Annotated in this window: 11 protein-coding genes and 1 pseudogene; 9 read left to right on the top strand and 3 right to left on the bottom strand. The window is 62.3% G+C overall.

Annotated features, from left to right (window positions below; genetic code table 11):
* The first annotated feature begins 344 nt into the window (after window positions 1-344).
* The 8 genes and pseudogenes from ACOYNV_RS04130 (at window position 345) to ACOYNV_RS04095 (ending at window position 10,059) form a co-directional block, all read left to right on the top strand.
* Window positions 345-2,252, top strand: coding sequence for an SUMF1/EgtB/PvdO family nonheme iron enzyme (locus ACOYNV_RS04130; RefSeq protein ID WP_422898478.1), 1,908 nt, complete (start codon window positions 345-347; stop codon window positions 2,250-2,252).
* Window positions 2,253-2,619: 367 nt separating this feature from the next.
* Window positions 2,620-4,575 carry an SUMF1/EgtB/PvdO family nonheme iron enzyme gene (locus ACOYNV_RS04125; RefSeq protein WP_422898477.1) on the top strand — a complete coding sequence of 652 codons (1,956 nt, stop codon included), beginning with the start codon at window positions 2,620-2,622 and terminating at the stop codon, window positions 4,573-4,575.
* 138 nt (window positions 4,576-4,713) lie between these two features.
* Window positions 4,714-5,079, top strand: a complete 366-nt coding sequence (avd, locus tag ACOYNV_RS04120) for a diversity-generating retroelement protein Avd (protein ID WP_422898476.1) — start codon at window positions 4,714-4,716, stop codon at window positions 5,077-5,079.
* Window positions 5,063-6,337 carry a reverse transcriptase domain-containing protein gene (locus tag ACOYNV_RS04115; RefSeq protein ID WP_422898475.1) on the top strand — a complete coding sequence of 425 codons (1,275 nt, stop codon included), beginning with the start codon at window positions 5,063-5,065 and terminating at the stop codon, window positions 6,335-6,337. Before avd ends, ACOYNV_RS04115 begins: the two co-directional genes overlap by 17 nt.
* 120 nt (window positions 6,338-6,457) lie before the next feature.
* Window positions 6,458-8,245, top strand: coding sequence for an adenylate/guanylate cyclase domain-containing protein (locus tag ACOYNV_RS04110; RefSeq protein ID WP_422898474.1), 1,788 nt, complete (start codon window positions 6,458-6,460; stop codon window positions 8,243-8,245).
* A 35-nt stretch (window positions 8,246-8,280) separates the two neighbouring features.
* Entirely contained in the window at window positions 8,281-9,153 is an 873-nt protein-coding gene (locus ACOYNV_RS04105) for a hypothetical protein (RefSeq protein WP_422898473.1), read from the top strand.
* A 30-nt stretch (window positions 9,154-9,183) separates the two neighbouring features.
* Window positions 9,184-9,614 (top strand): annotated as a pseudogene (locus tag ACOYNV_RS04100) (formylglycine-generating enzyme family protein).
* A gap of 121 nt (window positions 9,615-9,735) precedes the next feature.
* Window positions 9,736-10,059, top strand: a complete 324-nt coding sequence (locus tag ACOYNV_RS04095) for a hypothetical protein (protein WP_422898472.1) — start codon at window positions 9,736-9,738, stop codon at window positions 10,057-10,059.
* A gap of 35 nt (window positions 10,060-10,094) precedes the next feature.
* On the opposite strand, the gene ACOYNV_RS04090 is transcribed toward ACOYNV_RS04095, so the two are convergent.
* Window positions 10,095-10,502 carry a hypothetical protein gene (locus tag ACOYNV_RS04090; RefSeq protein ID WP_422898471.1) on the bottom strand — a complete coding sequence of 136 codons (408 nt, stop codon included), beginning with the start codon at window positions 10,500-10,502 and terminating at the stop codon, window positions 10,095-10,097.
* A 36-nt stretch (window positions 10,503-10,538) separates the two neighbouring features.
* Between ACOYNV_RS04090 and ACOYNV_RS04085 the strand changes: the two genes are divergently transcribed.
* Window positions 10,539-10,745, top strand: coding sequence for a hypothetical protein (locus ACOYNV_RS04085; RefSeq protein WP_422898470.1), 207 nt, complete (start codon window positions 10,539-10,541; stop codon window positions 10,743-10,745).
* A 36-nt stretch (window positions 10,746-10,781) separates the two neighbouring features.
* Here ACOYNV_RS04085 and ACOYNV_RS04080 read toward each other — a convergent pair whose 3' ends face one another.
* Both ACOYNV_RS04080 and ACOYNV_RS04075 read right to left on the bottom strand, forming a co-directional pair.
* A complete protein-coding gene (locus tag ACOYNV_RS04080) occupies window positions 10,782-12,134 on the bottom strand; it encodes a hypothetical protein (RefSeq protein ID WP_422898469.1) in 1,353 nt (450 codons plus the stop codon).
* Between the two features lie 56 nt (window positions 12,135-12,190).
* Window positions 12,191-16,528 carry an FtsW/RodA/SpoVE family cell cycle protein gene (locus ACOYNV_RS04075; protein WP_422898468.1) on the bottom strand — a complete coding sequence of 1,446 codons (4,338 nt, stop codon included), beginning with the start codon at window positions 16,526-16,528 and terminating at the stop codon, window positions 12,191-12,193.
* Window positions 16,529-16,554: the final 26 nt, after the last annotated feature.

Below are 16,554 nucleotides of genomic sequence, written 5' to 3'. Positions count from 1 at the left end.
TTTCGCAACGGCTAGGGCGCGCTCTGGTTTCCCCCCTCCCACTCGTGGGAGGGCCGTGGATAACCAGCGACTTGGCTACCGGTTTTTGGTGGCCTAGTCGAATGGCTAGTGTTTCATCAGAGGGCAGCTCCGTCGTGGCAAGGTCGAAATCCCCCTCTCCCCCAACCCCTCTCCCACAAGTGGGCGAGGGGAGAATTGCGCGAAGCCCGTAGGGTGCAGTAGATCGCTATCGGCTGCGGCTCTCTGGATGGTGTGTTTATTTTTATTAACAGACTTGTTAACCGACTTGCATGCCGAGCGCCGCGCCTTCACAATGAGCGACTGCCAACGCCAAAGCAAATCTCATGCGCCCCGTCCTGGATCGATTGCCCTGCTTCGCCGCGCTGATCGTGGCGCTGGCGCTCTACACCGCCGCTGCCCAAGCCGCCGAAAAGCGCGTCGCGCTGCTCATCGGCAACGCCGCCTACAGCAATGGGTTGCCTCCCCTGGCAAACCCGCCACGCGATGTCAGGCTGCTTGAAGCGAGCCTGAGCCGCCTCGGCTTTCAAGTCAGCGCGCAGGTCGACCTCAGCCAGAAAGCCTTGCAACGTGCCGTACGCGATTTTGGCGACAAGGCGCAGGGCGCCGATGTCGCCTTCTTCTACTTCTCGGGCCACGGCATGCAAAGCCGGGGCGAGAACTACCTGCTGCCCGTTGGCGCGCAGATCGACAAGGAAAGCGACCTCGACATCGAAGCCATCTCGGCCGCCGCCGTCCTGCGCCAGATCGAGGATGCCGCGCCGCGCGCCGCCGTGGTCGTCCTCGACGCTTGCCGCGACAACCCGGTGCAGGTGCGCACAAAGAGCGCCAGCAAGGGTCTGGCACGAATGAACGCGCCGAGCGGCACCCTGGTCGCCTACGCCACATCACCGGGCAGCACCGCCAGCGACGATGGTTTCTACGCCCGCTACCTGGCCGACAATCTGGGCAAACCGGGGATGGAACTCAAGGAAGTCTTCAACGAAACCGCCTTGGCCGTTGAAAAGGCGAGCAGTGGCAAGCAGCGCCCGCGTGAAGATGTCGGCCTGCGGGCCAAGGTCTATCTGACGGAAGGCACGCAAGTAGCCAGCCTGAAGCCCGAGGCGGTCATTCCCGCTGCCGCGCCACGCCTGCCGGCGCAGCCTGCGGCCAGCGCCGACCCTGAAACGCAGTTCTGGAACGAAGTAAAGGCGAGCGGCGCACGCGAATACTACGACGCCTACCTCAAGCAATACCCGAAGGGAAAGTACATAGCACTGGCGCGCATCGAGCTGAAGAATCTGGACGAGCGGAGCAAGGCGCAGCGGGCGGACGAAGCCGCGGAAGCGCAACGCGCCGAACAGACGGCATGGGAGCAAGCCAAATCGAGCGGCAGCGCCGCCGCTTATTCAAGCTATATCAACAGCTACCCGAAAGGCAGCTACGTCGCCCTGGCGCAAGCCGCGCAGCAAAAAGCGCAGCGCGACGGCGCCGAACGTGAAAAACAGGAAGCCGCCGCCGAGCGCACCCGGCAGGAAACGCAGCGCAAGGCCGACGCCGAAATGAAACCGGGGAAAGTGTTCAAGGACTGCGCCGACTGCCCCGAGATGTTGACCATCCCGGCCGGCAGCTACCAGATGGGCGGCACGGCAAGCGACGAACAACCGGTTCACAACGTCAGCCTGAAAGCCTTCGCGCTGGGCAAGACCGAAGTCACGCAAGGGCAATGGAAAGCCCTGATGGGCAACAACCCGAGCCATTTCGCCCAATGTGGCGACAACTGCCCGGTCGAACAAGTCAGTTGGGACGATGCGCAGGCCTACATCAGCAAACTCAACCAGAAGACCGGCAAGACCTACCGGCTGCCAAGCGAAGCCGAATGGGAATACGCCTGCCGGGCGGGAGGCAGGAACGAATACTGTGGCAGTGACAGCGTTGACAGCGTCGCCTGGAATAACAGCAACAGTGGAAAAAGGACTCATCCGGCCGCCGGCAAGCAGGCCAACGCCTGGGGCCTCTACGACATGAGCGGCAACGTCTGGGAATGGACGCAGGACTGCTGGAACGACAACTACAACGGCGCACCAAGCGACGGCAGTGCGTGGACAACGGGTCAATGTTTTGTCGGGCGCGTGCTGCGGGGCGGCTCCTGCTTCAACGCTCCAGCGCTCGCCCGCGCTGCCCACCGCCTCAGGAGCGTCGCGACGTTCCGGGACAGCGTCACGGGGTTCCGTCCCGCCAGGATGCTTCCGTAAACGGAAGCTTAGCCCTTGCTTCTTTACTCCTTTACCTGGGGATGGAGAAGAGGGGTGCTACGGAGAGAAGTTTTGGCGGTTGGGGTGCAGGGGCGAAGCCCCTGCTGACGATTTTTTTTGACAGAAAGTCCGCATTGTGTTTCGCTTTGCCGCACCAGGCGGGTTAGAAATGCCCGAAGACTTCAATCGGTAATGGTCTGTAAGCCCCATGATTAAAGGCTTCGCAATGAGGCATCGTGAACAATGGCGTGTTTATTGGCTCTTCAGCCTGCCATGCGGTAGAGCGCCAATCCATGCGGCGTCCAGCGGATGCAATGCAGTCGAGTACCAGGATTGATCTAAAGCAGTACGAAACGGAGATTGGGACATGCCTGAAGTAACGCAGAACAGCACTGGAAGAATTTCATGGTCGTTGAGGAAGAGGACGGTGCTGTCAATCGTATTTTGCAGCCTGCTGATCCTGCAAGCGCCGCTTGTTCACGCGGCCAAACGGATTGCTTTTGTGATTGGCAACGCCAACTACGCTAGCGAAACGCCGCTCAAGAATCCGCTGCGCGATGTAGCGCTGCTGGCCGGGGTTATGCGCCAGGAGCTCGGATTTGACGAAGTGATCGAAAAGAAGGACCTGACGCGCGCCCAGCTCTTCGATCTGGTCAATGAAATCGGTCGCAAGAGCAAGGGTGCTGATGCCGTTGTGGTCTATTACTCGGGGCACGGCATGCGCGGACCGGGCGGTAACTACCTGATCCCGGTCGATGCCAGGATCAGCGAGGAAGAGCATGTCAGGCGCGACGGCATCGCTGCGGGCGATCTGGTCGAAGTACTCAAGGACAGCAACGCGCGCGTCGCGTTGCTCATTCTCGATGCCTGCCGTGACAGCCCGTACACCAAGCGCAGCAAAGGCACGGCCAAGGGGCTGACGCGCATGAACGTCAATGGCGGCAACATCCTCGTTGCCTACGCGACGACCGAGAACAACACCGCCGACGACGGAGCGGCGGCAAACAGCCCCTACGCGAGGGCGTTGGCTGAAAACCTCAGGGACAGAACCAAGCCCCTGCTGGCGCAACTCGACGGCGTCAGAAGGCAGGTCCGCGACAACACCGCTGGCAAGCAGAACCCGACGCGCGAAGGCGACCTCGAAGTGAACGTCTACCTGATCAACCCGACGATCACGGTAAATGCCGCGCCGCCGCCGGCCAGGGGTCATAGCGAAGCCGAGATCGAGCAGTCGGCGTGGGAAGCGGCGCAGAAGTCGGCGACGACGGCGGCCTATGGTGCCTACCTTCAGGAATACCCGAAAGGGCGCTATGCCTCGGCGGCACGCGTCTCACTCGCCGGTTTGCAGCCCCCAGCCGCCAATCCCCGGTCGGAGGCGGCGGCCGCCACCGCACCGGTACTCCAGCCCGCAGCGAGCGCCGCCATCAAGCCGGGCCAAGTGTTCAAGGACTGCGCCGACTGCCCGGAGATGGTGGTGATCCCTTCTGGAAAATTCACGATGGGCTCATCAGCGGCAGAGCAAGCGGCGGCGGTCCGGGAAGGCGTGCCGAAAGCGACAACAGACCGAGAAAGCCCACAGCATGAGGTGAGCATTGGTATGCTGGCGGTGGGCAAGTCGGAAGTTACGCGAGGCGAGTTTAGTCGTTTCATCGGAGCAAGCGGCTATCGGACGGAGGCTGAGACGGGAGGCGGTTGTTATGTACTCAAGGCAGATGGAAGTGACTGGGAGAAAAAAGAAAACGTCAACTGGAAGAGTCCTGGATTTGAGCAAAGCGACGAGCACCCGGTCGTCTGTGTGAGCTGGAATGACGCCAAAGCATACGTTAAATGGTTAGGAGAGAAGACAAAGAAGGGCTACCGGTTGTTAAGCGAATCTGAATGGGAGTATGCTGCCCGGGCTGGGAGCAACAGCCCTTATCCTTGGGGTGAGGACAAGGATCACCGGAAGATGTGCAAGTATGCCAACCATAGAGACAAGACCTTTGCGGAAAAATTTCCGAACGTCGCATTTGTTGTAAACAAGGAGTGTTCGGATGGACGGGTAAATACTGCTGAAGTGAAACATTACCTGGCGAACGATTTTGGTTTATACAACATGATTGGAAATGTGTATGAATGGGTAGAAGATTGTTTCTATGACAGCTATAACGGAGCGCCGAAGGACGGGAGTGCGTGGGCAAGCGGAAAGTGCGAGGCGCGCGTGCTGCGGGGCGGCTCCTGGTACTACGATCCAGCGAACGCCCGCGCAGCCCGCCGCGACAGGTCCGGCGCGACGGACCGGGACGACCTCTCGGGGTTCCGTCCCGCCAGGATGCTTCCGTAGCGAAGCGAAGGGAGCTTGGTCCTTGCTTCTTTACTCCTTTACCCGGGGATGGAGAAGGACGTTGCTACGGCGAGAAGGTTTGGCGGTAGGGGTGCAGGGGCGAAGCCCCTGCTGACGATTTTTTTAAGGGTGATTTCCATGTCAGAAATGGATCACAGCCGTAAAAGTGGCGTGGCACTGGAAAAAGCCTACCAGTTCTTGCTCTGGCTGATTCCGGCGGTCGAAAAATTTCCCCGTTCGCAAAAATTTCTGCTCGGCGACCGGATGCAAACCCTCGCGCTGGACGTGCAGGAGAGCCTGATTGAAGCGACTTACTCCAAAAATCCGGCCCCCCCGTTGCTCGCCTGCAATCTCCGGCTGGAAAAGCTGCGCTTCCTGTTTCGTATGGCGATGGATTTGCACTATCTCGATTTGAAGCGTTATGAATTTGCCGCCCGTGCCATCGATGAGATCGGTCGTCTGGTTGGTGGCTGGCTGAAAGCGCAACGTGCCGCGCCAGCATGACCATTTGTTCTCCGGCATTGCCAGCTTCCGGGCATTGCATGAGGCCGCCGAGCGAGCCCTGAGCGGCAAGCGCCGCAAACCCGGTGCAGCGAGCTTTATGGCCAACCGGGAGAAGGAGTTGCTATGCATCGAGCGGCAACTTAACGACGGGACCTGGCACGGAGGCGGCTATACCGTGATCGAAGTTCGCGAGCCAAAGCCCCGCCGGGTTTCCGCCGCGCCATTCCGTGACCGGGTGGTGCACCACGCCCTGTGTGCAGTGATCGCCCCGATTTTCGAGCGTGGTTTTATCGCCGACAGCTACGCCAATCGCGTTGGCTATGGCACACACCGCGCCGTGGCACGTTATGAGCACTACCGGAACCGCTATCGTTACGTCTTGCGCGCCGACATCTTTCGTTATTTCCCGGCCATCGATCACGACATTCTCAAGGCCGATTTCCGCCGCCGTATTGTTTGCGAGAAAACGCTGAGGCTGATGGATACACTCGTCGATGGCTCCAATCTTCAGGAGCCGGTGAATCTTTTTTTTCCCGGCGACGATCTGTTTACGCCGTATTCCCGGCGGCGCGGCTTGCCCATTGGCAATCTGACCAGCCAGTGGTTTGCCAACATTTACCTTGACGGTCTCGACCATTATGTCAAAGAGGTATTGCGTGCGCCTTATCTGCGCTATGTGGATGATTTCGCCCTGTTCCATGACGACCCCGCCATGCTGATCGACTGGCGCGAAAAGATCGCCCGTTACCTTGACGGTCGCCGCCTTGTGTTGCACCCGAAGAAGACGTTTATCAGCGCCACCGTGGAAGACGCCTGTTTTCTCGGGTATGTGCTATGCGGTAACGGCGTGCGCCGGCTGCCGGAAGATAATGTGCGGCGTTTTCGCAACCGCTTGCGCGGCTTGCGCGACCGCTGGCAGGCGGGTGCAGCCGATGAAATAAAGATCAAGCAACGCGTGTCGTCGTGGGTTGCCCATGCCGAACACGCCCAGACCTGGCGCTTGCGCCATGCCCTCTTTCGCGGCGGGTGGTTTGACCCAGCGCGGGAGCCTGACGGCTCGCCCGAGGCGCGCGTGCTGCGGGGCGGCTCCTGGAACAACAAACCAGCGAACGCCCGCACAGCCCACCGCAACAGGAACGACGCGACGAACCGGAACAACAACACGGGGTTCCGTCCCGCCAGTACGCTTTCCAATGCCGGAGCCGTTGCGTCCATGGACGCAACGGGTGTGCACGAAAGCATCCACGAGCCGTCATGATGAGTGAAGCAAGCGCCCTCCGTCTTGCCGGATCACCGGGACGGAGGGCGCGACAGACTTTTCGGCTTTCAACTCTGACCGCTCTGAACCTCATCAGCTCGCCTAATGGATAGCTGCGTCTTGAAATCGCCGGCAAACTCGCTGCGCCTGGCACGCGGACGCAGCGGCTTGCGGCGCTGGGCGGCGCTGCTCGTTGTGCTGGCGGCGATATCGGCCGGGTTCTCATGGTTCGAGCGTGTCGACCATCTGCTGCTCGATGCCCAATTCCGGCTGTTGCGCAAGTTGCTGCCACGTCCTCTGGAAAATGACGTGCTGGTGGTGGGTATCGATGAAGCGGCCTTCAATGCCTTGCGCGAGCCTTTCGCGCTGTGGCACCCGCATCTGGGCAAGTTTCTCCAGGCGATGGCCGTGGCCAAGCCTTCGGTGCTTGGCCTGGATATCGTGCTGCCAGACCGCTCGTTCCAGTTCTTGCTGCCTGGCTATGATCGGTCGCTGCTGCAAGGCCTGCTGGCCGTCAAGGCAGTGCAGGTGCCGGTGGTGCTCGGGCAAGGCATGGATGAGGACGGATTGGCACACCCGGTGTTTTCGCCCTATCTGGCCCTGACCGGTGTGAAAGCGCTAGCCTCGGCCGTCATGTGCGCGGATCGCGATGCGGTGATCCGACTGGCTGGAAGCATTGCCTGCACCGGCGACGATGTCGCGCAGGGCTTGTCCGGCTCGATGGCCGAGCGGCTGGGGGTGGCCGACGGGCAGCGTGGGCTGATCGATTACAGCGTCGGTGGCGAACTGAGCTATGTGCCGTTTCTGCAGGTGCTCGATTGGTTCGAGCGAGGAGAACTTGAAAAACTGATTTCAACCTTCGGCAGGCGACCGGTTCTGTTGGGCGTCACCATCCCGTTTCGCGATCGGGTCAGGGTGCCTGTCGCACTCGCTGTCTGGGAACCTTTGAACCAGCGCGTTCCCGGCGTGCTGGTGCATGCCCAGAGCCTGCGCTCGATGCTGTCGCAGGGTCTGATCGTGGAGGCGCCACGCCCCCTGCTGGTGTTGATCGGGGCCTTGAGCGCCCTGTTCTGGTTCGGGCGCAGCACCGGGTTGAAGCTGCTGCTTGCTGCCGGCTTCGTGGTTAGCTGTCTTGTGCTGTCGACCTGGCTGCTCAGTTTGGGCAACTTTTTGCCAATAGCCAACATCATGGGCTGTTCGCTGTTTGCCGTCGCGGCCAGGATGGCGCTCGACGGGTGGACTCATGCGCAGGAAAAACACGCGCTGAAACTGTCCTTTGGCAGCTATGTCAGCCCGCAGATCATGCAGCACATCCTTTCCGGCGAGATCAGGCCGGGCCTTGGCGGCGAGCGGCACAAGGTGTGCGTGTTGTTTGCCGATATTCGGGATTTTACGACGCGCAGCGAACACCTGTCGCCCGAGGCTATTGTCGAGCTATTGAACCGGTATTTTACGCAGATGACGCTGGCGATACATGGGCACGGCGGAACACTCGACAAATTCATCGGTGACGGCCTGATGGCTTTCTTCGGCGCGCCTCAGGAACTGGATCACCCAGTTCAGAACGCTCTGGCGGCGGCGCGGGAAATGCTGCTGCAACTGCACGATCTGAATCGGCAGCTCGAAGCCGAGGGCGCCGCGCCAATCCAAATCGGTATCGGATTGCACTACGGCGAGGCGGTCATCGGCCACGTCGGTTCGGCTTCGCGCCATGAATACACGGCCATTGGCGATGTCGTGAATCTGGCTGCCCGCCTGGAAGGGCTGAGCCGGGACGTCGGGTTTCCGATTATCTGCTCGGCCGCAGTGGCTGAAAATTCGGCTGGGGCGGCGGCGCTGCAAGAGATTGGCGTTTTTCCGATCAAAGGGCGCTCGCCCGAGCGGGTATTCGCCTGGCAGGGCGATTGATTTGCAGTCATATTTATGGAGTACCGGGAGACGTGATGAAAACAGCGCGGGTTATTTCGGGGAGCGGCCTCATGCTGGCGCTCCTTTTTGTTGGCCAAATGGTGCAGGCTGCGGAGCCGGTGGCAATGGTCACCGATCTGACGGGGAATGCCTGGTTGCGGGAAAGCGGGAAGGAGAAGCGGCTCGACCTGCTGTCCTATCTCGACGCGGGAGCCAGCATACGCCTGGATGGCCAGGCGGCGATTACCATCACGCTGTTCAGTCCGGCTGCGGAGTATGTCGCTAATGGCCCCGCCCGGCTTGAGTTGGCGGCTGCGGAGGTTCGCCGCACGGGCGGCGGGACATTGCACAGACGTTCCCTCGATGAGCGCCGGGTCAATGCCGCGCAACGGCTTTTTGCAACGCAGCGCGAGCGGCTCACGCTAGCGGCCTACGAGATGAAGGCGCTGCCGCCGGGCCTGCAACTGCTGGCGCCGGTGCACGCCGAGTCGTTGACGCTGCGGCCTGTTTTTAAATGGTCTGCGCCGCTGCAATCAACACGCTATGCAGTGACACTCGTCGATCAGAGCGATGGGGTATTGCTGGCCGAGGCGACGGTCAGCGAGCCCGTCTGGCAGTTGCCGGCCAATCTGCTCCTGCAACACCAGCATCGGTATTCATGGGAAGTGCGTTCATCGCTGCCTGACGGCCGCGAGGTCTCGGCTGCTGCAGAGTTTTCGATCGTCGATGAGGCTCGTTCCGTGCGTATCCTGCAACAAGCGCCGTCTGCCAACGCCACTTTTTCCGAACGTGTGCTCTACGCCGCGTTGCTGGAAAGCGAGGGCTTGTCGGCCGACGATGAATGGAGGCGGCTGGCCGCCGAGCGACCGGACGAACCCTTGCTGGCCATTCATCTGAATCGCCACTGATATCTTTCAGGCATATTTTCTTCGGCGCCGATGTCAGCGTGGTGCAAAAACCTGTTTTTTGGCCAGCGGTACCGGTTACCGAGCGAAGCCGAATGGGAATATTCCTGTCAAGCGGGTCGGCAATCGACGTATTGCGGAGGCGAGAACATTGATAGTGTGGCGTGGTACGAAAAGAATAGTGATTACAAGACGCACAAAGTGGCGGGTAAGCAGGCCAATGGCTGGGGTTTGTATGACATGAGCGGCAATGGGAGTGGGTAGAGGATTGCTATAAAGACGGTTATTACGAGAAGGGTTTGACAAGAGGACTCGGGTTTGTATACAAATGCAAGGCGCGCGTGTTGCGGGGCGGCTCCCGGAACCACGATCCAGCGGACGCCCGCGCAGCCTGCCGCAACGAGTATGTCGCGTCGTCCCGGAGCGACTTCACGGGGTTCCGTCCCGCCAGGATGCTTCCGTAGCGAATCGAAGGGAGCTTAGTCCTTGCTACTCCTTTACCTGTGATTGAGAAGAACGTTGCTACGAAGAGATGGTCTGGCTTTGGGGTGCAGGGACAAAGCCCCTGCTGACGATTTTTTAAGGGTGATTTCCATTTCCGAAATGGATCACCGCCGTAAAAGCGGCGTGGCGCTGGAAAAAGCCTATCCGTTATCGCTTCAGGGCGCTTCGAAAAACGACATCGAACGTGCTGCCACCTCAACATCGGGATCCGAAAATGAGCGCCTCACTGACTGCCGAAATCCCCGTGATCTGGTTTTCCGAAAGCGTATGGGTTACTCAATCGTTGCCGCAGTCGTTTACGGCCTGCTGGCATCGATGCTGCTGCGCATGCTCAATACGCCGGGAGAAGACCCCTACGGCGTAAAGAGGTTTGCCCGACACCGTGCAGTCCGTAGGTTGGGTTAGCGCAGCGTAACCTGATAATCCACAGATCGTCTGTCCTATCTCGACATCCTGCTCGAATGTATGAACCCGGTAATCCCTTTTCTGAGCGTTTGGTAAAACTCACATTCCCACGTCTCGGTAATTGTGCCATCTCCGTTGTCGCGTATTTCGCTGCGGTAGATAAAGCGGTTGTTGCCATTTTCATGGTTTACCCCATCGCCCACACAGGTAGCGGTGTGGGAGTTGTCACGCTTGGCTATGCACACCGCCCGATACTCCGAGCCGGTGTCAGTGCCGGCAATGTCAATCACCCCACTGTTTTCTGTTACAACCATACTACCGGCAGCGCTGTTCTTGACACCTATCCATTTACCATCCCATTGGTAGCGAATCGCGTCGAGGCCAAACGCACTTGACGTAGTCAAGGCGGCGAGCAGGGTTATGGTGCTGAGGCAGTTTTTCATAGTGAATTTCCTGGTAATAAATGATCAGAAGATGGCGTGATTGAAAAGAAAGGGGGGAGACTGGCATGGCGCATTCGGGCACTTTCGTTTTTGTCGTTTGAGGGCGATGATCGATACGCAGCAATCGGCGGTATCGATGTGCAGTTTGTACCCATTCCAGGCGTTTTTGTAGCTTTTCACGGTGCACTTGGCGCCCCGGCCGCCAGCGGGTCATTCCGGGCTGCGCAGCTGAACCCGGAATGATCTGTGTTTTTCGCTGCGCCCGCCGTGGTTGGCCGCTTACGCAGCCATTCTCCCTGCCATCGGGAGCGCCGTCGCCGGATCGGCTGTGACCCAGGCGCTGTGCGCCAGCGGATCGGCTGCTCCCGGATCGGGCAGCAATTCGATGACCAGCGGCGAAAGTTCAATGCCGCTAGTCAAACAGACGCCTTGTACCGCGTTGACGACGACTGCCAGTGACGCCTGGTTGTTGCCCAGCAACAGGGAGACGGTCAGCGGCGCCTGGTTGTCGTGGCGGAAATACATCGGCTGGCCGTCGGGGCGAACGCCGGGGCGCAGCCTTAGGCCCTCGGGACTCGCCTCGACCAACAGCGGACTGCCCTGGCTGGCAACCGCCAGCAAGAGGCCGTGGCGAAAGCCGAAACCGGCGGCCTTGAGCGTGGCGCGATCAAAACAGGCAGGCAGCGAGCGATAGAGCAAGTCAAATGGCTGCGGAAAATCACCGGCCAGTGTTCCGCGAAGGCGAATGCGCAGCGCAGCGCGCGGTGCAGTGAACTCGCGACGGGGCCGCAGCGGCATTGCCGTGCCCTGGTCTGCGGCATCGCCGGAGAGCGCCGTCTCGGCGCTTCGCGCTGGCCCGTTGCTGGTTTCGGGAGCCGGCTTCGTGCGGCTTCCGGCGTCTGGCGACAAGTGGGTCTCGAGATCGCAGCGGATCACCATCGCGGTGCCCGTGTCACCGTTGTCGTAGGGTTCGAAACGGTAGCTGACGATCAGTTCGGGCTGCGTCTGCTGGCCGTCGCGCTGCAGCCACTGCGCCAGCGATTGCGCTGAGCCGGGGTTGATCGGTGGCATCATGGCCTTCAGGGTGGCGTGGATCTCGGGCAGGCGCGCGACAATGTTCACCGAAGCGACCGGCTTGCCCTGCAGTCCGGTCGCTTCGATACGAACTGCATTGCTCAGGGATTCGCGCAGCAACTCGACGGCGCGCTTGGGCGAGATGCCGCTCACGGCCTTCAGCGCCGGTTCGAGCCGACCGGCCGGGCGGGGTGTCGCACGCCGCCCCGGCAGCCAGCGCCACAGCCGTTGCCACCAGCCGCTGGCCGCGTCGTTCACGATCGCCGGGGCGGCCTCGATCGGTGCGAAAATCAGGCGCACCAGATGTTCCCCCATCGCGTCGTCGAGCGCACTGTCGAGATGCCGCAATGATAGTTCGACAGCGCCCAGGCCATGCTGCCCAAGAAGTTGGCTGAGCAGTTTGCGCACCTCGCTCGGGTTGGTCGGGTGAACTGGCTGCGTCGATAGGCGAACCTCGATACGTTCAAGCTTGCCTTCGTGCAGATGACGATTGACCATTGCCTGGATGGCCTTGGCCGTGGCCTGTTTGCCGGTCAGCCGGCAGTCAATCTTGGTCATGAAAATCTCCTTATCGGTTGGGGGGTTCAGTCAAGGACGCAAACTACTGAAAATCGTCAGGGCCGGCGTTGCATTTCGCGGATCAGTGTTAGTGCCGCTTCTGCTGGTGCCGAAGATGTCAGTTCCAGGCTCTGCGTCTGCCCATCACGAACGCGCAGGGCCATCGCGGCAATCGCGTAGCGTTTGCCGCGATGGCTGAAAACACCGCCAAACAGCTTGGCCGGAACCTGCAAACCCGCCTTGACGGTCGAACTTTTCTCATCTTCAAGAAAATCGCTGGTGCCGGTCTTGCCTGCCAGGTCGGCTAGCCCTTGCTCGGGACACTGACCGAAGACCACGCGGCACGAGCCCTGAGCGGTACCCTTCCAGGCGCTCGAGGTGATGCCGGTGGTCGCGGCGATGGCCCGCCGCGCGGCGTCCGGCGAGCCGAAATCGAGTTCGATCGTGGCGACCGGCTGGCCGGGCAGTTCAAGCAGGTGCAGCGCTGGTGCGCGATTATGCTCGTGGGCGCGCAAGTCGAGACGGCGCCAGATGTCGGCCAGACCGAGTGCGCTGATGCGCATGTCGTTGCCTCCGATCGCCGAATCTGCCACCCGGCGGGCGGCGAGGTATTCGGTGATGACTGTCTTGCCGTAGCGCTTATCGACGTTGGCTCCGCTTTCCTTTTCATGGCGAATGCGCTGCATCGTGTCAAAGCTCATGACCTGCGCCACGCGCAGATCGGCATTGCCGGTACGCAGGCCGAAGCGCCAGGCGACATTGAGCGGCGGCTTGAGCGGGCCGCCCTTGAGCGGTCGATACCCCCACAGCAACTCGCTGACGGCGGACCCTTGGGCGTCGCCAAAGCCGAGCGCGCGCAGGGTGCGGAGGTAATGTTCTCCGGCGTCGAGGGCGACGCGTTGCAACGGATCCTGTTCGTGGCTTTCCGCCAGAATGCGTTTCCAGTGTGCATCGTCGGCGGGCCCGATCAAACGGCTTTCGACGCCGGCGAGGACCGCCAGCGGCTTGAGCGAACTGCCCGGCGGAACCATCCACAGGGCCGGAGATTGCAGGGCCAGAAACTGGCTGCGCCGATCCGGCCATTGCGAGCAGAAACTCGTCGATCCTTGACGCAACGCCGGCATCCGGCCTTGGCTGTCGGGCGTTACCGTCTGGCTCATGGCTTCGATGACGCAATCGCCGAGCGATCCGGCCAGCGCGACCAGGCGTCCGCTGTCGACCTCGATCAGCACCAGCCCCAGCGCGCCGGCGCGTTTCCCGCCACCTTCGAAATAGCGCTTGCGCCAACTGGCGTCGTTCGGCAATGCGTCGGCGCATTGTTCGCCGGTGACACGCCCGGTGAAGCAATCGGCGATGAGCTGCGTGACCGTCTGCAGCGTCGTATCCAGCGTCACGGCAAGCACCGGGCCGATGGCGACCGTCTTGCCGTACAGCGACCGCTGGCCGGTCGGCGTGAAAGTTGCGCTCTGCACCCTGGGTGCCAGTTCGCGCTGCAACCAGAGGTCGGTGAACAACGAACGTACGTCGTTGTCCAGACGCCCGGCTTCGCTGCGGCCCGCCTTGCCGACCTCGATTTCGCAGACCGCCTCGGCGGCGGCTTGTTGCCCGTTCAAATTGACCAGTGCGCTGACCGGTCGCGCGCAGCCGGGAATTCCCCACCAGGGGTTGGGTGTGCTGAAATCGGCCGGGCTCGAGGTACGCGGGTGCGGGACGGTCAGCGCGGCGACGCGTTTGGCTTCCGCGCCGATCGGCGGGGCGACCTCGATGGCCAGACGCGGCCAGTCTTTCTGCAGCAGCATGCCCAGTTCGTGCGCCAGCAGGCGGCACGCGCGGGGCTGGCTGGCGGCGTCAGCAGTGATCTCGAGCGTCAGCAGTTCGGTGATTCCCAGTTGTCGTGGCGCCTGGCTTCCCGGCGCAGGGGGCAGCGCGGCGAGGCGCTGGTTCCAGGCTTGGACGACGAGAGTCAGTTGCGGGCAGTGCGCGGCGCTTTCCGGCAGCGGCGACGTGCGCAGCGCCTGGGTAACGGCAACGGCCAACTGGTGGCGACGTTTCGATAGGTGTGCCCGCACCTCGCCGGCTCCGCCCATGATCTGTGCGCCGAGCGCCAGCAACGCGGTCAGGCCGAGCACGACGGCGACGAGGGTGGTCAAGGCCCGCACCTGGACGGTGCCGATCGGCGGCGACCTCGGGTGCAGTTGCACGCCGGAGCCCTCCAGCGCCGGCTGGAGATGTGCCGTGCCGAGCGCCAGTGCGAGATAGAACAGAGCCATCAGATGCCCGACCGGGCCGTAGCCGACCAGCGCCACTGGCAATCCGGTTAACGGCAGTATGCCGGCGACGCCGGCGACCGAGAGGACGACTTTGCCGGCCATCACGACGCAGCCGAACAGGCCCAGGGAAGCTAGCCAGCGGATTGCGAACGGCATGCCGCAACGCAATGCGGTGCGTGCCGCGACCACCGCCGACGAGACAAATAGCAGCAGGACGGCGGCCATAACCAGCATGCCCGGAGTTTTTCCCCAGAGCGCCACAGTCAGCGATAGCACGTAGTCGCTGGGCCCTTGCAGCGGCAGACCGTCAATGGCGCGGGCGTTAGCCAGCCCCTGCCAGGGAACCCTGCCGAGGCCCCAGCCGTCGGTACCGGCCGCCTGGATCAGCCAGCGGATACGGGCCAGATCCGATGAGTCGACAGTGTAAGGGTCGATCATCGCCAGCACCCGCTCGCGCGCATGGGGCGGCAGCGTCTCGACCAGAGCACTGAGCGCTTCTGGCAGCACGTTCGCGAAGCGCATCCAGAGCAGCGCGCCGAGACTGGCTAACAGCACCAGGATCAGTACAAGGCGTATCCGGTGGCCGCCGAACAGCAGGAAAAAGCAGCCGCCCAGCGCCAGCGCGACCAGCGCGTGGCCGAGATCGCCGCGGTACAGGGCACCGCCCAGCGCGACCGTCAGCGCTCCAACGGCGACCACAAGATTGCTGGCGTCGAGCCCGGTTCCGGCGTTGGCGGCGGCGGCCTGCCTCGCAAAATAGGTGGCTAGACCGACGCAGCCGAGCAGGATCAACCATTCGCTGACCGCCGCCGGCAGGCCCAGGCCGAATACGGCGGCGGTACCCAGCGCCAGGAGCAGCGCCGATTGCGCGGCGCCGGCCAGCGGTCTGGCTGCGGCGCGGATCCACGCGCGCAACGGCCAGAGCAACCAGCCTTGGCCATCGCGTAGCAGGCGCAGCACCAGCAGCGAGGCGCTTAGCGCCAGCAACGGCCACCACCAGCGCAACGGCGCGCCGCTCATCAGTTGACTCTCTACGGCCAGTGGCAGCCAATGCTCGCCGATTCCCAGTGTGTGGTACTGACGGACGGCAAGGAAACGCAGGGCCGGGTCGCCGGTGAGCGCCAGATCGGTCAGCACCAGTCCTCCGATGCCCAGTAGATGGGTGACCAGTGCCCAGGGCCAGACCGCGGCGCCGCAGGCTGCCGCGACCAGCACCAGCACCAGGGCGCTGAGCGCGAGCATGTCCGCCGTGCTGTAGAGCTGGGCCAGAGAAAACCCGCGCGGCTCATAAGTCTGCCCACGGCGTCGCCATTCCAGGGTGTCGGCCAGCGACTGGCGGTCGGTGTTGAAGCTCGCTTGCGGCGGCGCCTCGCCGAAATCGAGTTGCAGTTGCAGTCCGCTGGCCAACAGACCCAGCGTTCGCGCGGCGAGCGTGGCCGCATCGCTGTCAGTGCTCGATGCGCTCTCGATAGCTTTCAGCAAGGCCTGCCGCCGAACCTGCGTCTGCACCACCCGGCTGCGCAGCAGCTCGGCCACCGCATCCGGCCCTGGCTGCGGGCCCGTCGTCTGCCGCTTGCCGGTGTCCGCTACTGGCAGATTGAGCGCATTGAGCGACCACGATAGCAGGCCGGGACGTTCCCGCTGCAAGCCTTGGAGTTGGCCGAGCAGCACTGCGCGCCGTGCTGGGGCGATGGCGTGATAGTCCGTCAGCCACTGCTCTGCCGCGTGCAGCTGTTCGTCGATCGCTGTTGCGTAGAACTGGCCGGCAGCGACCGCCGGCGCGCCCTTCAACATCTGCTGCGCAGACGACAGGCAGTCGGCGAGTGCACGCCGTTCGAGCGCGGGCAGAATGGCGGCCAGCGCCGGCTGCGGGCCTGCGCAGAGGCGGCGCAACTCGCCCACCGCCATCGGCTTGGGTAGGGGCTGGGTCACACCGTCGGCCACATAGCGTTCGATGGCATCGTCGTTGAGTCGTTGCCAGAGGAGATGGTGCTGCGCGGCGATGAACAGCCAGCCGACAACGAAGAGGGCAAGTCCAAGAACCACACGAAGCAGGCGCATAGCCACAGAGGGGCTCTGATGCGCGGTATTTTGCGGGGAACAAGAATGGCTGAGTGGAGTCATGATGTCGGCACCAGGTCGGGAGGAGA

The organism is Propionivibrio sp., from assembly GCF_049316945.1.
GTDB lineage: Bacteria > Pseudomonadota > Gammaproteobacteria > Burkholderiales > Rhodocyclaceae > Propionivibrio.
The sequence above is the reverse complement of the archived record's forward strand: the minus strand, read 5'-3'. Positions and strand labels throughout refer to the sequence as shown.

Coding starts and splice junctions, on each gene's coding strand:
- ACOYNV_RS04125 (WP_422898477.1), top strand. CDS start 2,620: ATGCCTGAAGTAACGCAGAACAGCACTGGAAGAATTTCATGGTCGTTG.
- ACOYNV_RS04130 (WP_422898478.1), top strand. CDS start 345: ATGCGCCCCGTCCTGGATCGATTGCCCTGCTTCGCCGCGCTGATCGTG.
- ACOYNV_RS04105 (WP_422898473.1), top strand. CDS start 8,281: ATGAAAACAGCGCGGGTTATTTCGGGGAGCGGCCTCATGCTGGCGCTC.
- ACOYNV_RS04090 (WP_422898471.1), bottom strand. CDS start 10,502: ATGAAAAACTGCCTCAGCACCATAACCCTGCTCGCCGCCTTGACTACG.
- ACOYNV_RS04080 (WP_422898469.1), bottom strand. CDS start 12,134: ATGACCAAGATTGACTGCCGGCTGACCGGCAAACAGGCCACGGCCAAG.
- ACOYNV_RS04075 (WP_422898468.1), bottom strand. CDS start 16,528: ATGACTCCACTCAGCCATTCTTGTTCCCCGCAAAATACCGCGCATCAG.
- avd (WP_422898476.1), top strand. CDS start 4,714: ATGTCAGAAATGGATCACAGCCGTAAAAGTGGCGTGGCACTGGAAAAA.